Origin of the sequence: Hallella absiana, from assembly GCF_025457485.1 — a bacterium.
Taxonomy (GTDB): domain Bacteria; phylum Bacteroidota; class Bacteroidia; order Bacteroidales; family Bacteroidaceae; genus Prevotella; species Prevotella absiana.
The window spans coordinates 126,821-144,369 of record NZ_JAMXSP010000002.1; the positions used below are offsets into that span (position 1 = coordinate 126,821).

Here is a 17,549-nt window from a genome sequence, read left to right on the forward strand (position 1 = left end):
CCACTTATGCTCTCTACCGAACACACTATCCACGCCACCACTTCCGCCGCACAGCTTGCCGGTGAGTTTTTCCAGCGCATCGAGGCGTTGCTCGCCCAGCAGGGCAGTGCCACGGCCAACAAACTCATGCATGAGACACTCGTCCTCGTCTGTGCCGAAGGGTTGAAAGACACACGCTACGGCTTCGGTGACCTCAATGCGCAAGTCGAAACGCTGTTGCGACAGCACCACATGCCCACCGACGAGGCGAATGCCGTCAGGCAGATGCGCCGCCACTCCAACCAAAGTCTGCCGCTGTTGCCCGAAGACTTGCTCCACGATGCACGTGCCCTTGCCGTCTTCGTCAGCCGTGTGCTCCATACCGACATACCACCGTCGCTCTCCATCCGACTGCCCCGCGACCTACAACCCAAGCAGGAGCACCTCCATGTCAACGCGCCCAACAAGCGTTGTCTCGTTCGATCGTGGGACAACAGCACCATTTCCGTTGTCGTTGATGAGGATGGAGCCGAGTCACCGATGACGGTTCACTACTGCGAGGACAACCAATACGCCGACATGGGCTACCTGGCTTCTATCCTCAAAGAAGGCATGCACCTCAATCTGCTGGACTGTCAGGTGGAAGGAGACGACATCTATCCGCGCATCATCATCGTAGAGCCGGACTTTCTGCTCGACATCAGCACGATCGCATCCTGCTTCATGGAGTATGGTCACTCGCCACTTCTCTACCTCGTCAGCCGCATGAGGCCCAAAGCCAACACCCAGCCGATCCTGCTCGGAAACTTTGCCGGCAGTGCACTCGACGACATCATCAACAATCCAAACTTCAACGCTTCTCAAACGCTGCGCGACAATTTTCGGGAGAAAGCACTGGAGTATAGCACCTGCACAGACTTCGACGCACGCCGCTTCAAGGACGATGCCGCCATGCAAATCCGGAACTTGCAGCAGGCCGTCGCGGAGCTGCGCCGCTACTTCAACATGGATCACGCGATTCTCGAACCTTCCTTTGTCTGTGAGCAACTCGGCATCCAGGGACGTGTGGACCTGATGACCACCGATCTGCAACTGCTCGTCGAGCAGAAGTCGGGACGCAACATGCTCATCGAACGGCCAGATACGACCAACGGCATCAAGGCCGTGGAGAAACACTACGTGCAGTTGCTGCTCTACTACGGCATACTCTATTACAACTTCCACGCCACGCGCACCGACATCCGACTGCTTTACTCCAAATACGCGCTACCCGGTGGACTGCTCAGCGTGACGCGATTGATGAAACTCTACTACGAGGCCATCCGCTTCCGCAATGAGGCTGTGGCCCAGGAATTCCAAATCGCGGAGCACGGCTTCGCCCCTTACCTGCCGCTGCTGACGGCCGACAACCTCAACGTGGCAGGCAGATGCGACTTCTTCTACAACAATTATCTCTATCCACAACTCAACGCACAGCTGCAGCCTCTGGCTTTTCTCACGCCACTGGAGAAGGCTTACTTTTGTCGCATGATGCAGTTTGTCATCAAGGAAAACCTGCTATCGAAGGTCGGCGTCGTCGAGGGCACGGGCAACTGCGCGGCTTCGCTATGGAACATGCCACTGGCTGAAAAACGCGAAACTGGCAATATCTACACAGGACTGAAAATCGTCAGCAAGGAGAAAAGCAACGACTATAACGGCTACGACCGCATCACGCTCGCCGTACCCGACCAGGGTGAGGACTTCCTGCCCAACTTCCGGCGGGGCGACATGGTCTATCTCTATGCCTATCCACAGGACGAAGAGCCCGACGTGCGCAAGGCCTTACTCTTCAAGGGCGGTTTGGAGGACATCCATACCGACCGCATCACCGTGTTGCTGACCGACGGACAGCAGAATGCCGACATCTTCAACCATCTGCCCTATCGCCGTACGCTGCGGCAGGGCGAGCCCATCAGCAAGGCCGGAAAGTCTTTTGTGTGGTGTGTCGAGCACGGCAGCAGCGACGCCGGAGGCAGTGCGGCAATCGGTGCGCTCTATGAGCTGATTACCTCCACCGCCGACCGCAAGGCACTGCTCCTGGGGCAGCGTACGCCTCAGGTCGACAAGAGCTTGACGCTTTCCCACTCTTATCTCCCCGACCTCGACGCCATGTTGACGCGAGCCAAGCAGGCGCGCGACTTCTTTCTCCTCGTCGGACCGCCGGGAACAGGCAAGACCAGCATGGCACTGCGCTTTATGGTGGAGGAAGCCCTCGCCACGCCCTCACCCTCAGGACAGCAGGCCGACCTGTTGCTGATGGCCTATACCAACCGTGCCGTCGATGAGATCTGCGGCATGCTCGTCAAGGCTGGCATCTTGTTCTTGAGGATTGGCAGTGAGCTGAGCTGCGATCCTCAGTATCAGCCTTGGCTGCTGCAAAACCAAATCGGCGACAAGCCTAAGCTCAGCGACATGCAGGAGAAGTTGCTCGCGGCGCACGTCATCGTCGGCACCACCTCGATGATGCAGTCACGCTCCTATCTCTTTGCCCTGAAACACTTCACGCTGGCCATCGTCGACGAGAGCTCTCAGATTTTGGAGCCCAATCTCATCGGACTCCTCGCCAGTCATCAAGGCGAGAACAGTATGGCAGGCAAACAGCATTCAAGCGATAAAGCCGCCATGAGTGTCTGCGACATCGACAAGTTTATCCTTATCGGCGACTATAAGCAACTGCCTGCCGTGGTACAACAAAACGACGGGAGTGCTGCCATCAACGAGCCGGAATTGCAGGCCATCGGCTTGACAAGTTGCAAGAACAGTCTTTTTGAACGACTCATCCGCCAAGAGTTGCGTGCCGGACGCACCGAGTTCATCGGCACGCTCCACCATCAAGGACGCATGCATCCCGAGATTGCAGACTTTCCCGGCAAGGCTTTCTACGCCGAGGAACATATTTCTCCCGTGCCACTGCCGCATCAGCAAGAGACATCGCTCAACTATCCCTCGCCCGCTCTCGACAGCATGGACGAATTGCTGAAAGCTCACCGCTGTCTTTTCTTCGCCTCTGCCGACTGCCGGCAACCTGAGATCTCAGACAAAGTCAACAGCTATGAGGCACGTCTCGTGGCACTGTTGTCGCAGCGCATCCGCCGTTTCTATGATCAAGACTTCGATGCCGACACCACGCTCGGCGTCATCGTGCCCTACCGCAACCAGATCGCCATGATCCGCAAAGAACTTGAGAAGCTCGATGATCCGCTGTTGGAGCGCATCAGCATCGACACCGTGGAGCGCTACCAGGGCTCGCAACGCGACGTCATCATCTATTCGTTCACGATTCAACAACGCTATCAGCTCGACTTCCTCACGGCCAACAGTTTCGACGAAAACGGCCGTATCGTGGACAGAAAACTCAACGTAGCCCTCACGCGCGCCCGCCGCCAACTGCTGCTTACCGGTCATCCCGACACGCTACAGCAGTCCCCGCTCTTCAACCGACTTATGGAATATTTCAAAGAAAAAAGCGAATACATTCCTACAGACTTTTTAAGTAATTATGTGAAAATAGATTAATTCCACCCACAGTGCTGTTACTTTTTCAATACTTCGTCGTCGTTAGATTTAGAAAGATAGAAAAAGTATAATAACAACAAATAAAAGACAAAACTAAATTTTAGGTATTATGAAAAAGTTACTTCTCATGGCAGCTGTCATGCTGTCTTCCGTGGGCGCTTTTGCTCAGCACGCAGTTGGTTCTTTCACACTGCAGCCGAAGGTGGGTATCAACATTGCCAACATCACTAACTACGGTGATTATGGCAAGGCACGCGTTGACTTCGCAGGCGGTCTGGAAGGCGAGTATCAGGCAACAGACATCTTCTCTCTGAGCGCCGGTCTGATGTACTCTCGTCAGGGCTTCAAGACAAAGGACGTGAAAGTAGCAGGCTACACCGTTTCTGGCGATTCCTGGAAGCCCAGCTACTTGAACATCCCCGTGCTGGCCAACGTATATGTTGTACCTGGCCTCGCAGTGAAATTGGGTGTACAGCCCGGCTTCATGATTGACAAGGACGATGCTGAGGATGTCAACACCTTTGATCTCTCTATCCCTGTAGGTCTGAGCTATGAGTACAACAACTTCGTGCTCGACGGCCGTTACAACTGGGGCGTAACCAAGATCAACAAGCACAGCATCAAGGGAGCTGACGACACTCGCAACTCTGTCTTCCAGATCACTCTGGGCTACAAGTTCAGCCTCTAATCATTCCATAAGCATAAGTTTCAAGCCACAGAGTCCAATGCTCTGTGGCTTTTTTCGTCGCTTTAGATAGAAAGCAAAATAAACATTAAAAAAGTTGCTCGTTAGGAAATAAATGCCTACCTTTGCAAAACATATAGGTAACGAGCAAACAGAGAGATGGAATTCCGACATTCTACGATGTTGGAATTCTTTTCTTTTTTGCCCTTTTGAAACGAAACAATTAAACAGAAACAATTATGGCTTACATGTCTCAAGAAGGCTACGACAAACTCGTGGCCCAGCTTCACGAACTCGAAGCAGTAGAGCGCCCAAAGGCATCGGCCGCCATCGCCGAGGCCGCTGACAAGGGCGACCTGAGCGAAAACTCAGAATATGACGCAGCCAAGGAGGCTCAGGCTCACTTGGAAGCGAAGATCAACAACATCAAGCTCACCATCGCTCAGGCAAAGATCGTCGACACCAGCCGACTTTCTACCGAAGAGGTGCAGATCATGTCTAAGGTGGAGATGACCAATCTCGCCACAAAGAAGAAGATGACCTACACGATCGTCAGCGAGAGTGAGGCTGATCTGAAGAAAGGCAAGATCTCTATCCACACGCCGATCGCTCAGGGTCTGCTCAACAAAAAGGTGGGCGACATCGCTGAGATCAAGATTCCGCGTGGCACCATCCGCCTGCAGATCGACAAGATCTCCATCGGCGAGTAAGTCCGGCAAGGCGGCAGACAACATCATTAACCCATTAACAGATAGGAGAACAAGACTATGGCTACATTGTTCAGTAAGATTGCTGCGGGAGAGATTCCCAGCTACAAGTGCGCCGAGGATGACAAGTTCTATGCTTTTCTCGACATCAATCCGGTGGTAAAGGGACATACCCTCGTGGTGCCACGCAAGGAGATTGACTATATCTTCGACATGGACGACAAGGACTTGGCCGACTTTGAGGTCTTTGCCAAGAAGGTGGCACGCGCCATCCGCGCTGCTTTTCCTTGTAAGAAAGTAGCTGAGGTGGTGCTCGGTCTGGAGGTCAACCACGCCCACATCCATCTGATGCCTATCAACAGCGAGGCCGACGTAGACTTCCACAAGCACGTGAAGTTCTCCGACGAGGAGATGGCGGCTATCGCTGACAAGATCTACACGGAGTTTAAGAAACTGTAGTAGAAGACTCTCCCCCTAACCCTCCCTGAAGGGAGGGAAAAAGCTCACCCTTGCACACAGCAGGAGGGAAGGCTCAACTAAGAAAGCCATCACAAGCGTATGGTAAACAAGCTCCCCGACTTTTCTCATTGGGAAAAGTCGGGGAGTTTTTTCACAACTATGCTTATGACATTGATAAAGAGTGATGAAAACGCTCATGAAATTATACTTTTATTTCCCCTTCAACTTCCTTATCTCCTTATCAAAATCAGAGTCAATCTTTTGCGTTTTATTGAAGATGTCGTATTCCTGCTCCGCTTTTGCCTTGGCTTCCGCCGCAGACACCTTGCCTTTATCTGGAAGGATGCGATAGTTGCGGAACTCAAGAAATTTGTTGACGCATGCTGAGAACTGATCCATCGTGAACGTATTCTCCCGTTCAATAAGATCCTCGACATAATCGAAGAAGCCAGTGACAGCACGCTCCAGACGTCTGATCTGTTCAGGTTGCAAGTAGTTCTTTGCTATGCTGACATCAGACTTCAACACTCTGCCGTCGGGTGCATTTTTCCATGTTGTCAATCCCATATGGTCTTTCGTGTGGTCAGCGTTCGTAAAGATGATCTCTGCAGCCGTCATACCTGTTATGGCAAAATGGAAGCGGTTTTGAATCATCGCATAGAAATCGCGGGTAGTCGGCGCGTTCTTGTCATAGTCTGTGCTGCACTCTGCATAGATATCTGTGATCTGTTGCCAAATGCGACGCTCGCTGGCACGAATAGAGCGAACGCGCTCCAAGAGCTCACGGAAATAGTCTTTTCCAAACACAGCCGTGCCCTGTTTGAGTCGTTCATCATCGAGTGCAAACCCCTTGGTAATATATTCCTTCAACACCACCGTGGCCCATTGACGAAACTTCGTAGCCTTGATGGAATTGACGCGATAGCCAACGGAGATGATTGCATCAAGAGAATAGAACGAAGTCAAATAGTTTTTACCATCAGCAGCAGTTATTCGAATTTTTTGAATAACTGAATCTTCTGAGAGTTCCTGACTCTTGAAGATCTCCTTTAAATGGTAATTGATCGTATTGACTTGCACTCCGAACAGCTGTGCCATCGCCTTTTGGCTACACCAAAGCGTGCCATCCTTAACGACGACCTGCACTTTACCCTGCTCATCGGGCATACTGTAGAGCAAAAACTGTATCTCGTTCTCCATTCTACACATATTTCTCGCCCTTCTTCAGCGCCACCTCATTGACATACTTGCGGATGAGGGCAGAAGAGTCTTCTTTCTTGCAGATGAGCAGCACATTGTCCTTTTCAGCCACGATGAAACCATCGAGACCGCTGATCACGCCCAAGCGGTCTTTCGGCAACTTGATGATGTTGTTACGACTGTTTTCAATCATCACGTCAGAGCCCACCACCACATTGTCGTCGCCAGTCTTCTGCTGTGACTCATACATACTATGCCATGTGCCCAGGTCGGCCCAGCCAAAGCTACAGCGCATCACGTGCACGTGCTCAGCCTTCTCCAGTGTGGCCGATTCAATGCTCAGGTTGGGATAAGAGGGGAAATGCTCGAGCATATAGCTCTCCTCCTGGTCGGGAGAGGCATAGAAGTTGATGTTGTCGAGCTGTCTGAGCACCACGGGCAGCTGCTTGGTCAGTTCTTCCCACGCCGTCTTCACGTTGACGAAGAACACGCCCGTATTCCAGTAAAACTCACCGCTGTCCATAAACACCTGGGCAAACTGCCGCTCAGGCTTCTCAGTAAACGACTTCACGGTGTAGAAGCCTTCCTCCACGGGATCGCCCAACTGGATATAGCCATAGCCTGGTTCCGGCCGTGTCGGCTTGACACCCATGACCAGAAAGCCCTCGTGCGCCGAGACAAAGGCAAAGCCGTCGTGGACATTGCGCTCGAAAGCAGCCTCGTCCATCACAGCCTGATCAGAAGGCACCGTGACTATATTGGCTTTGGCATCCTCGCGCGCAATGCGATAAGCAGCCCAAGCCAGGCTCGGTGCCGTATTGCGCTGCACGGGTTCTGCAAGGATATGGTCGCGCGCCACCTCTGGCAACTGCTTGCGCACCAAGTCGACGTAGTCGATGTTTGTACTGACAAAGATATGGCCGGGAGCCACCAGCCTGGCCATGCGGTCATAGGTCTGCTGCAACTGTGTGCGTCCGGTACCAAAAAAGTCAATGAACTGTTTGGGATAAGACTCTCGGCTGTAAGGCCATAAACGCTGTCCCTTACCGCCCGCCAATATCAAACAGTAGTCGTTGTCACTTCTTGTCGTCATGTTTCTTAGGGTATGAGATTTAAATTCTTGTACGAAATTACGATTAATCTTCGAGACCGCAAAACGTTTTACACTCTTTTTGTGTATTTTAATCATCGTGTCCATTGTGTTCGTTCACATTCTCACAACTCCTTTTCCTATCCTCGCCTCTCCGCCTTCAAGCGACAAGCCTCGTCATTTATCGGAATCACAGAACTTTTCGTGGCTTTTACTTTCCTATCTTTATAGTTTTTACTACCTTTGCACTGTATTTCATCGAAGATATGAACAAGAAACAGATACTTCTGATCAACGACATGGCAGGCTACGGCAAGGTGGCTACGGCAGCCATGCTTCCCATCCTCTCTTACATGGGGCTCCCCACCTATAACCTGCCTACCGCTTTAGTCAGCAACACGCTGGACTATGGCAAGTTCAATATTCTCGATACCACCGACTATATCCAAGGTGTCTTCCCCGTCTGGAAGGAGCTGGGCTTTAGCTTCGATGCCATCGCCACGGGCTTCATCGCTTCCGAGCGTCAGGCCGAGATCGTCTCGGCATACTGCAAGCAGGAGGCTGCCCACGGCACGACGATATTCGTAGATCCCATCATGGGCGATGAAGGGAAACTGTACAATGGCGTGACACCGGCCACTATCCAGAGCATGCTGGAGATGATCGCTGTGGCTGACCTGATCTTTCCCAACCACACCGAGGCCTGCTATCTCACGGGCAGCGAGTACCATGCCGAAGGCGTCAGCAAGCAAGAGGCACGCACGCTGCTCGACAAGCTGCACGCCACAGGCGCCAAATCGGTGCTCATCACCTCCATTCCCGTTGAGGGCCAGCACTGCGTGGCAGGATACAACGACAAGCTGAAAGAATACTTCCTGCTGCCCTACACCGAGATACCGGTGCACTTCCCCGGCACAGGCGACATCTTCTCGGCTGTGCTCATCGGCAACCTGCTCAACGGCAAAGCACTGCGCCTTGCCACCCGCATCGCCATGGACGCTGTCTACCGCCTCATCGATCTCAACAAGAACAATGCCGACAAGAACCGTGGCATACCCTTGGAAAACTATCTCAACGTACTGGATGAGTAATCTCCGCTGTTGTGAAATGCAAGAAGACTACAAGTATACAATGTTGTAAATAACATGGACTGGTTAACTTCCCTCTTTACTGTTCATTCTTCGATACAGACCGTTGTCATCATCTCTGTGATCATCGCTGCCGGTCTGGCTTTAGGCAAGATACGTGTCATGGGCATCTCGCTGGGCATCGCCTTCGTGTTTTTCGTGGGTATCGTAGCCGGCAACATCGGCATGTCTGTCGACAAGGTGACGCTCGACTATGCCGAGACCTTCGGTCTGTCGATGTTTGTCTATTGTCTGGGACTGCATGTGGGCCCCAACTTCTTCGGCTCGCTTCGCCACGAGGGCATGATGCTCAACGTGTGGAGTCTGGCCGTCATCGTCCTGGGCACCGCCTTTGCGCTGGCACTCTCGCCGTTGACAGGCATCAGCATACCGGTGATGACAGGTCTGCTCTGCGGTGCTACGACCAACACACCTGCCCTCGGTGCCGCCACGCAGGCACTGGCTCACGCCGGACTGCCCAGCAGCGACACGGCACTGGCCACGGCTGTCACTTACCCGCTCGGCGTGGTCGGCGTGATCATCGCCATGGTCCTGATCCGCAAGTTCTTTGTGAAACCGGCTGATCTCGAAGTCAAGAAGCTCAGCGACGATAACCATACCTATATCGCACAGTTCACCGCCATCAACCCGGCAATCATCGGCCGCACCATCCAGCAGATTGCTCTGATGACTCATGTGAAGTTCATTATCTCACGCATCTGGCGCGGCAAGCAGGTGCTTGTACCGGTAGCGACGACAGAACTGCACGTCAACGACAAACTGCTCGTCGTCACCAACAAAGAGGATGAGCAGGCCATGACGCTGCTCTTCGGAAAGAAAGAAAACGATCAGGACTGGAACAAGGAAGACATCGACTGGAACGCCATCGACGCCAACGTAGAGAGCCGCGTATGCGTCATCACACGTCCCTCGCTCAACGGCAAGCATCTCGGCGCACTGCACATGCGGCAGGCTTATGGTGTCAACGTCAGCCGCGTGATCCGTGGCGACATCAAGCTGTTGGCCAGCGACGACCTTCGACTGGAATACGGCGACCGCATCACTATCGTGGGCAAGCACGAGAACCTCGACAATGCTGAGCATTTCTTTGGCAACTCGGTCAAGACTTTGGAGGAGCCAAACATCGGCAGCATCTTCCTCGGCATCGTGCTCGGTCTCATCCTCGGCTCCATTCCACTCAGTCTGCCAGGCATGGAGTCACCGATCCGCCTGGGCATTGCCGGTGGTCCGATCATCATGGGCATCATCGTCGGAGCCCTTGGTCCCCGTCTCCACCTCATCTCTTATACGACACGCTCGGCCAGTCTCATGCTCCGCAAACTGGGACTAAGCATCTACTTGGCCTGTCTGGGACTCGATGCCGGCAAGGACTTCCTCTCCACAGTCATCAAACCTGAGGGCCTCGTCTGGGTGGGCATTGGCTTCCTCATCACGCTCGTGCCTGTCCTTATCATTGGCGTCATCGCTCTCAAAGCCCATCGCTACGACTTCGGAACCATCTGCGGCATCCTCTGCGGCAGCATGGCCAACCCGATGGCACTGGGCTATGCCAACGACACCCTCAAAGGCGACACGGCAAGCATCTCCTACGCTTCAGTCTATCCCTTGGGCATGTTCATCCGAGTCGTCATCGCGCAGATGATCATCATGTTCTTTGTGTAGAACCATATATACATGCCGGGAGGATTCCCGGCATACAGAATAATACTGACAAAAACACTTCATCCCGAACTCACAATCTAGAGAAGACAAAAACAGAAAATCGGCTTCTCTAACTCAGTTTTGAGGCGTGAAATGATGAAAACAGCCTGATGAGAGGGAGAAAGCAGTGGTTTGACAGCATCAAAACACTGAGATGACAAGGTAAAACAACTGAGATGACCATGAGAAAACAGTTGTTTGATGAAAAATTCTCTAGAGAATTTTTCATCAAACAACCGTTTTTATTTTATCAAAATACAATATTTTCTATAACTTGTTATGTATCAGTAGTTTATAAAATAGTGCTGAAATTCGCAAAATTCAGTCCAATGTGCCTCTCGTTTCTGAAAAACGTCTCTACGAGCGCGGAAAAATGTCAGTTTCGCGGACAAAAGATAGTATTAACAGCAAGGAGACTTTAAATACAGACCACGGCAAACTATAATGCGCGCAATAGGTTAATATACGTTAGAAAACTATTATTTTCCTTTGGAAATTTGTTACTTTGGAAAACAAGCATTACCTTTGCACTGTTTTCCAACGGAAAGTATATATATGAGTAAAAGTTCAACCCTGCTGTCGCTCTTATTTTTGCTTCCGATGACCCTCAGCATTTCGTGCACGGGCAAAACCACACACCCCGATGGTCAGAAGCGTAGCAACGCCTACGCGCAAGAGCAAACAGCAACAAAGAAAAAGGAGAAAAAGAATATGGAAGTAAAGGAGTTAACAACACAGGAGTTCAAGGAGAAGGTGATGAACTACGACGTGCATCCCAAGGAGTGGGTGTTTGAAGGTGACAAACCGGTGATCATCGATTTTTATGCCACCTGGTGCGGTCCCTGCAAGGCTACAGCGCCAATTGTGGCAGACATCGCCAAGACATACGCCGGAAAGATCGATGTATATAAGGTGGACGTGGACCAGCAGCAGGAGCTCGCTGCCACATTTGGCATCCGCTCCATCCCGACAATATTCTTCATCCCAAAGCAGGGCAATCCACAGGTACAGGTGGGCGCCATGAACCGTGCGCAGTTCGACGAGGCCATCAAGGAGATCCTCCTTCCCGAGTAATCCTTGCGCACAATGGAAACCGAATGTATCTGTAGACTCCGGAAGATCTACAAGGCCATCACGGCTTTTGAGACGCAGGTGGAGGCATCATTGGGCGTGAATATCAACGCGATGATGCTCCTCTGCCTGCTCTCGGAGAAAGAAAATCTATCGGCCGGCGAGATTGCCGACGAGATGGGGCTCACCCGCTCCAACGCCTCGAAGGTCATCGCCTCACTGGAGAAGAGCGGCAGCATCCGTCGCCGCATCTGCAAGGAGGACGGCCGCAGCATGCGCTTCCACCTCACCAAGCAAGGTCAGGAACTGCTGGACCATGTCCATTGCGACAGCCTGCAACTGCCGGAAGAGCTCAGGAAGGTGGTAGAGTAGAAATGAATAGAAAATAAAAAAGGCTCACTCGGGCAACAGACATCAGCGTCTGTTAGCTCGAGTGAGCCTTTTTTTATATTGTACTGGAAAGACTGCTTAGCACCCTCCTTTGTGCGTCATGATGTTGAGCACCATGTCGTCTGTGGAGCACATGGCTTCTTTGCCGATGCTGGTGAGGTTGTGGATGCTCTTGTCCACGTCCTCGTCGATGATGCCCTCGGCGGCGGTGACATGCTCGCCCTCCATGCTCAGCAAAGCAGAGAGCAGAGCTGAGGACACACCGGAACAGATCTTGATCGAGCAACTCGGCTTCGCACCGTCGCAGATCATGCCCGTGAGGTTGGCGATCATGTTCTTCACCGCATGGCAGACACGCGTGAAGTCACCACCCATCAGGTAGACGATGCCACAGCTCGAACCGATGCTTGCCACCACACAACCACAGAGCGCACTGAGCTTGCCAAGGCTCTGCTTGATGTAGATGGCCGTGAGATGCGAGAGCGTCAGCGCACGGATGAGTTCCTCCTCGGTATTTTCGTTCTCCTCGGCATACACGGCGACGGGATTGGTAGCGCAGATGCCCTGGTTGCCCGAACCGGAGTTGGACATCACGGGAATCATGGCGCCACCCATACGGGCGTCGCAGGCCAGAGCCGTCTCGGAGATGATATGCGAGAAGATCGTCTTGCCGAAGATGCCATGACTCAAAGGCCGGTCGATCGTCTTACCCAGGCAGTGGCCGTAGTTGCCCTTTTTGCTCTCCTCGGCCGCACGGATATTGTAGTCGCGCGTTTGCAGGATGAAACGAATATCGTCGAGCGGTGCCGTGGTGGCAAAGTCCCACACCATCCGCAAGGTCAGCTGCACGTCATCCTCCTCGGCACTGCCGCCAAGACAAGCCCGCTTGTCCAGAAGCACCTTGCCGCAGGCTTCCTCATAGACAAAATTGGTGTGGCCACCGGCAATGATCGCCGTAGCCTTGTTGCCGTCAGCCTCGCAGGTCACCTCGATATAGAGTTTCTCCGTGATGTTCTCTTTGAGTTTGATGTCGATATGATCGCCCTCGATATATTTCTTTCCCTCTTCCAGAATGTCCGGCGTCAGGTCGCGCAGCACCTCCAACTGGTATTTGCTTTTTCCGCAGAGCGCACCGAGTGCAATGGCAATGGGCAGTCCGATCATGCCCGTACCGGGAATGCCTACCCCCATCGCGTTTTTCAACATGTTGGCACTCAGCAGCACCGAGATATGAGACGGACGCTTGCCCAAGTCCTCCGTGGCCCTTGCGGTACAGAGGGCCACGGCCATTGGCTCTGTACAGCCAATGGCGGGGACAACCTCTTTTTTTATGAGAGAGATAATGGAATGATTGAGTTCGCTGTTGTTATTCATAGTAGACAGGGATCAATTTGCTGAAGAAAACTGTAGCCCCGAAGGGCCACAGGTTTATTTTCCTGCTTTGTAGTTGTCAAGGCCCTTCTGCAGGAAGTCGAGATAAGCGGGCACATCCTCTTTATAGCTGAACGAGCCACTGAGCGGATTGCCTTCGTTGTCGACCGTGACATAGAAAGGCTGGGCGTTAGCACCGAACTTATGGCTTTGGAGATAGCTCCACTTGTCGCCGACGGTGCGCAGCGTACGATGCTGTCCGTTGTCGTTGACCTCGATAGGCTTTGGCAATGGCGTCTTGTCGTCGACATAGAGCGAGATGAGCACATAGTCTTTCTCGAGCTTGTCAGCCACTTGGGGATCTGTCCAGACCGAGGCCTCCATCTTACGGCAGTTGACGCAGCCATAGCCTGTGAAGTCGAGCATCACTGGCTTGCCCAAGGCTTTGGCAGCCGCCATACCTTCCTCATAGTTCTTGTATTTAGCCTCGACGGTCTTCGTGTTAAGGTTGAAGTCCTGTGTGTTCATAGGAGGAGCGAAAGCCGAGACCGCCTTGCAAGGAGCACCCCACAGGCCCGGCAGCATGTAGATGGCGAAGGCGATGGAGCACAAGCCAAGCATCACGGCAGGGACAGGCATGGGACGGTTGAGCTCGCCACCGATCTCGTCGCTGCGAAATTTCAGCCAGCCGACCAGATAGCAGCCCAAAGCCAGGAAGATGACAATCCAAAGGGAGAGGAACACCTCACGGTCGAGGATGTGCCAGCCATAGGCCAGATCCGCCACGCTGAGGAACTTCAGCGAGAAGGCAAGCTCGACGAAGCCGAGCACCACCTTGATCTGATTCATCCAAGAACCGCTCTTCGGACTCTTCTTCATCAGTGTCGGGAACATGGCAAAGAGCGAGAACGGGATGGCCAAAGCCAAGGCGAAGCCAAACATGCCCACAGCGGGACCAACCCAGTTGCCCGATGTCACGGTCTCTACCAGCAGCAGACCGATGATCGGTGCCGTGCAGGAGAAGCTGACGAGCACAAGGGTGAACGCCATGAGGAAGATAGAGAGCAGCCCCGTCGTCTTGCTGGCTTTGGAGTCAACGCTGTTGGCCCAGCTGTCCGGCAGCTTGATCTCGAACCAGCCAAAGAAGCTTACGGCAAAGATCACCAGCAAGAGGAACAGGAAGATATTGAAGACGGCATTGGTCGAAAGCGCGTTGAGCGTGTTGGGACCGAAGATCGCTGTCACGCCAATACCGAGGGCGAGATAGATGACCACAATGGAGATGCCGTAAGTGACGGCGTCGCGAATACCTTTCTTCTTGTCGTCTTTGGAACGTTTCAGGAAGAAGCTGACCGTCATCGGGATGATGGGCCAGATGCAGGGCATGACGAGGGCGAGCAGTCCGCCCACGAGTCCCATGAGGAAGATATATAATAAGGAGTGGTTGGCAATGTCGCCCGTACCACCGAACTGCTGGAGTTGCTTGATCACCGGACGCCAGAGCATGTCCTTGTCAGCACTGGAGAGAGAGGCACTGGCAGCGGCAGCAGCCTGTGCGGCAGAGTCGGCTTGCAGCTTGGCAAGCGAGTCAGCTCTGAGTTGCTCCAAGGCTGCGGCAGCCTCGGGATCGCCTTCCTGAGCCTTGAGCATCAAAGTCTGCTCCTGAGCAGACATGGGGGCACCGGTCTGAGCACCGGCGGCTGTGGCTGAAGCGGCGGCAGTCTTCGCGGCAGCAGCGTCGACGGCAGGACTCTTGCCCGACTGCTTAATGTTTACATCAGTGGGCGGCAGGCAGTTCTGGTCGTTGCAGGCACCATAGGTCAGATAAGCGTCGATCGTGTAAGTAGGCTTGGTGAACTTGATCTTCTGCACAAACTGCACACTATTCTCGAAATAGCGCAGCTTCATGTCGAAGAGCTTGTCGAAAGAGGAAATCTCGTGTCCCACAGCCTTCAACTTGCCGACAAGCTGCACGCCGTCGAGCTTGTTGACATTAAAAGTGGCGGAGATAGGACCGTCAGCACCGAGTCCGGTGGAATAAACGTGCCATCCGCTCTCGATTCTTCCGGAGAACACAATCTCAGCCTCAGCCGATCCGTTGGTCTTCAAATGGGAAGAGAACTTCACGGGGTTGAGCATTTGTGCGTTGGCCAGCAGGGTAAAGACCAGCAGCAAGGCCAGTGTCATTGCTTTTTTCATTTGTAGTTTCCTAATACGATGAATATTTTCTAAATGTTCTATCTTCAATACGCTTTCACTGGTAACATGGCTACTGATCATCAGAATTATTGAGAGTTTTTAACGAATCGGCCAATAATTTCCACCGAACCAGTTAATATTCGACTTTATCCTTGCTGTTCCGCCACAGCTCAAACGCCTTGATCGCTTCCTGCGGCAACAGACGCTCCATAGCTTTATCGCGGTCTTCGGGACGCAGCGCGATCTCGTGATAGATGAAATCGTCGTCGAAGCCAATGTCAGCAGCGTCCTTACGCGTGTTGGCGTAATAGATCTTGTCGAGATGAGCCCAGTAGATGGCACCAAGACACATCGGACAGGGCTCGCACGAACAATAGATCTCACAGCCTTGGAGATCAAAGGTCTGAAGCTTACTGCACGCGATGCGGATGGCGTTGACCTCGGCATGAGCCGTCGGGTCATGGTCTTTGGTCACACTGTTGCTGGCCTCGGCGATGATCTCTCCGTCACGTGCGATGACGGCACCAAAGGGTCCGCCGCCATGCTGTATGCTGTCTATGCTCAGCGCGATGGCTTCATGCATCAATTCTTCTTTCGTCATTGTAATGTATAATGTATAGTGTATAAAGAATAATGTATAAATTAATGTATAATGTATAGTGTATAAATAATAATGAATAAATAAATGTCTGCTCTCCTCCTTTTCAGATTTTTCTTCTCCCTTTCCGCTTCTTCTTCTCCCTTCTAATCACTTTTCCCTCCTCCCTCTTGGGGGAAACAAGGGTGGGCTCATTCCCTCCCCCTTGGGGGAGGGTTAGGGAGAGGGCTCTTGATCTATTTCTTCTTATTGAGCTTCATCAGCCTGTCGTATTCCTTTTTGGTGATGCGCATGAACGAGCCATGCTGGGGAGCAGTGACGCCCTCGATGTCGACAGGATCGTGGAAGTTGCGCAGATGGCTGTCGACCTTGCAGATACGATAGTGCTTGGGCTGGTCGCTGTATTGGATGTAGGCCACGCGCCACGTGCTGTCGCCGATAAGTTGGAACGCCGAAGAGCCCTCGCAGTTCTTGCGGCCTTCAAAGCTCACGTAGTCGTTGTCAACGGGTTCGCCCCAGCCATAGGTGAGATGATCTGACGTTGCTGTATAGATGCCGGGCTTGCCGCCTTCCTTCTTGATGAGCATGTGGTACTTGCCATCGCTGAGCAGATTGATGTCGCAGTCGATGGTGGCATAACCCCAGTCAAAAAGCAGATGCGGTGTGGTGATGCGCCGGAAGTCTTTGTCGGCATAGCTGTAGTACATGCGATCGTACTTTTCCTCAGGACGGTTGAGCATGGAATAATAGACCATATAGCCGCCCTTGTCGCCGTTGGGCCACACATAGTTAGGGTCCCAAAAGATCTGTGGTGCCCACACGCGGTTGATGGTGGACCAGTCTTTATACGGTGAGGGAGCCGTAGCGCCGTCGCAGAAGATACTCATACCCTTGCGGAAGTCAAAGGTCACGGACGTCCAGTGGATGAGATCCTTGCTTTTGAGCAGGTCGATGCCATAGTTGTCCCACTTATGACTCTTGGCCACACACATGTCGGTAGTGACCATGAGATAGCCTTTGCCGTTGTAGGCTCGGGTGATGTAAGCGTCGCGTGTGCCGCCCTCTATGCGGGCATGCTCCTTGGGATCGAAGATAGCATTGCCGCCGAGGATGTCGGTGTAGTGGTATCCGTCGCGGCTCACGGCATAAGCAGTGTACTCTCCCCGGTCGCTCATGTGACAATAGAGATAGCCGTAGTCGCCTTTCTGCAGGTTCTGTGCCGAAAGGGGCAAGGACAGGAAAGTCAAGCCGAGTGCTAAAAGTAGGTTCTTCATGGGCAATTATTCTATGATTAGTTATATTTTATCCTATGATCTGTATTATCTTTGCAAATGTAGTGAATATTTTTGAAACGCCGCCCAATAATGATGCAAAGATGGAGAAAATTAGCTAA

At 52.7% G+C, this 17,549-nt stretch carries 14 protein-coding genes; 8 read left to right on the forward strand and 6 right to left on the reverse strand.

The annotated features are described in order from the left end of the window. Positions 1-6: 6 nt before the first annotated feature. The 4 genes from NG346_RS01555 to NG346_RS01570 all read left to right on the forward strand — a co-directional run bounded on the left by NG346_RS01555 (position 7) and on the right by NG346_RS01570 (position 5,388). Positions 7-3,537 carry a DEAD/DEAH box helicase gene (locus NG346_RS01555; protein ID WP_262288185.1) on the forward strand — a complete coding sequence of 1,177 codons (3,531 nt, stop codon included), beginning with the start codon at positions 7-9 and terminating at the stop codon, positions 3,535-3,537. 109 nt (positions 3,538-3,646) lie between these two features. Then, on the forward strand, positions 3,647-4,225 hold the full coding sequence (locus tag NG346_RS01560) for a porin family protein (RefSeq protein ID WP_262279038.1): 579 nt from the start codon (positions 3,647-3,649) through the stop codon (positions 4,223-4,225). Between the two features lie 236 nt (positions 4,226-4,461). After that, entirely contained in the window at positions 4,462-4,932 is a 471-nt protein-coding gene (greA, locus tag NG346_RS01565) for a transcription elongation factor GreA (RefSeq protein WP_154534773.1), read from the forward strand. Between the two features lie 57 nt (positions 4,933-4,989). After that, positions 4,990-5,388, forward strand: coding sequence for an HIT family protein (locus tag NG346_RS01570; protein WP_154534774.1), 399 nt, complete (start codon positions 4,990-4,992; stop codon positions 5,386-5,388). Positions 5,389-5,598: 210 nt separating this feature from the next. Here NG346_RS01570 and NG346_RS01575 read toward each other — a convergent pair whose 3' ends face one another. Together NG346_RS01575 and NG346_RS01580 are read right to left on the reverse strand one after the other, a co-directional pair. Next, positions 5,599-6,588 carry a virulence RhuM family protein gene (locus tag NG346_RS01575; RefSeq protein WP_262279039.1) on the reverse strand — a complete coding sequence of 330 codons (990 nt, stop codon included), beginning with the start codon at positions 6,586-6,588 and terminating at the stop codon, positions 5,599-5,601. 1 nt (position 6,589) lies between these two features. Further along, complete coding sequence (locus NG346_RS01580) at positions 6,590-7,681, reverse strand: mannose-1-phosphate guanylyltransferase (protein WP_262279040.1); 1,092 nt, start codon at positions 7,679-7,681, stop codon at positions 6,590-6,592. A 263-nt stretch (positions 7,682-7,944) separates the two neighbouring features. Between NG346_RS01580 and NG346_RS01585 the strand changes: the two genes are divergently transcribed. The 4 genes from NG346_RS01585 (at position 7,945) to NG346_RS01600 (ending at position 11,970) form a co-directional block, all read left to right on the forward strand. Further along, complete coding sequence (locus tag NG346_RS01585) at positions 7,945-8,769, forward strand: pyridoxamine kinase (RefSeq protein ID WP_262279041.1); 825 nt, start codon at positions 7,945-7,947, stop codon at positions 8,767-8,769. 54 nt (positions 8,770-8,823) lie between these two features. After that, positions 8,824-10,488 (forward strand): putative transporter, encoded by a 1,665-nt coding sequence (locus tag NG346_RS01590; protein WP_262288186.1) that lies wholly within the window; start codon positions 8,824-8,826, stop codon positions 10,486-10,488. 594 nt (positions 10,489-11,082) lie between these two features. Next, complete coding sequence (trxA, locus tag NG346_RS01595; RefSeq protein WP_262288187.1) at positions 11,083-11,601, forward strand: thioredoxin; 519 nt, start codon at positions 11,083-11,085, stop codon at positions 11,599-11,601. Positions 11,602-11,613: 12 nt separating this feature from the next. Then, positions 11,614-11,970, forward strand: coding sequence for a MarR family winged helix-turn-helix transcriptional regulator (locus tag NG346_RS01600; RefSeq protein WP_262288188.1), 357 nt, complete (start codon positions 11,614-11,616; stop codon positions 11,968-11,970). Positions 11,971-12,066: 96 nt separating this feature from the next. On the opposite strand, the gene NG346_RS01605 is transcribed toward NG346_RS01600, so the two are convergent. From NG346_RS01605 to NG346_RS01620, 4 genes are all read right to left on the reverse strand, one after another. Next, complete coding sequence (locus NG346_RS01605; RefSeq protein ID WP_262288189.1) at positions 12,067-13,362, reverse strand: L-cysteine desulfidase family protein; 1,296 nt, start codon at positions 13,360-13,362, stop codon at positions 12,067-12,069. A 54-nt stretch (positions 13,363-13,416) separates the two neighbouring features. Then, positions 13,417-15,558, reverse strand: a complete 2,142-nt coding sequence (locus NG346_RS01610) for a protein-disulfide reductase DsbD family protein (RefSeq protein ID WP_262288190.1) — start codon at positions 15,556-15,558, stop codon at positions 13,417-13,419. A 133-nt stretch (positions 15,559-15,691) separates the two neighbouring features. Next, entirely contained in the window at positions 15,692-16,159 is a 468-nt protein-coding gene (locus NG346_RS01615) for a nucleoside deaminase (RefSeq protein ID WP_262288191.1), read from the reverse strand. Positions 16,160-16,392: 233 nt separating this feature from the next. Next, positions 16,393-17,430, reverse strand: coding sequence for a glycoside hydrolase family 43 protein (locus tag NG346_RS01620; RefSeq protein WP_262288192.1), 1,038 nt, complete (start codon positions 17,428-17,430; stop codon positions 16,393-16,395). Positions 17,431-17,549: the final 119 nt, after the last annotated feature.